This is a genomic window from Psychrobacter sp. 1U2 (assembly GCF_051847575.1).
The window spans coordinates 1-568 of the sequence record NZ_JBPYDC010001584.1; the positions used below are offsets into that span (position 1 = coordinate 1).

Annotated in this window: 1 protein-coding gene; it reads left to right on the plus strand. The window is 43.0% G+C overall.

Annotated elements, in window-relative coordinates; genetic code table 11:
- Nucleotides 1-568: aldehyde dehydrogenase family protein (locus tag ACS8FD_RS23320; RefSeq protein ID WP_439277604.1), on the plus strand; the 568-nt coding region annotated here is incomplete at both ends.

Here is a 568-nt window from a genome sequence, read left to right on the forward strand (position 1 = left end):
TGTTGCTGCAAAACGCTTTATCGTTGTTGATAGTTTGTATGACGAGTTCCGTAAGCGCATCGTTGAAGAGTTTGAAAGCAAAAAAGCAGGCGATCCGATGGATGATAGCTCTGATCTTGGTCCGCTAGCGCGCAAAGATCTGCAAGAAAAACTGCATGAGCAAGTAGAAGAGAGTGTAAGCAAAGGTGCTACTGTATCTGTTGGTGGTAAATTACCAGAAGGTAAGGGCAGCTTCTATCCAGCGACTATTTTGGAAAATGTTGAAAAAGGCCAACCAGCTTATGACGACGAGCTATTTGGTCCAGTAGCATCGCTAATACGTGCTAAAGATCAAGATGATGCCTTACGTATTGCTAATGACAGCCGTTATGGTTTGGGCGGTGCAATTTTCTCTAAAGATGAAGACAAAGCTATTCGCTTAGCCAATGAAGAGTTTGATACAGGTATGGTATATATCAATGGCTATGGTCTTGCCAATCCAGCACTACCATTTGGCGGCGTAAAAAACTCAGGTCATGGCCGTGAACATGGTGGCTTTGGTATTAAAGAGTTTGTTAACATCAAAGGT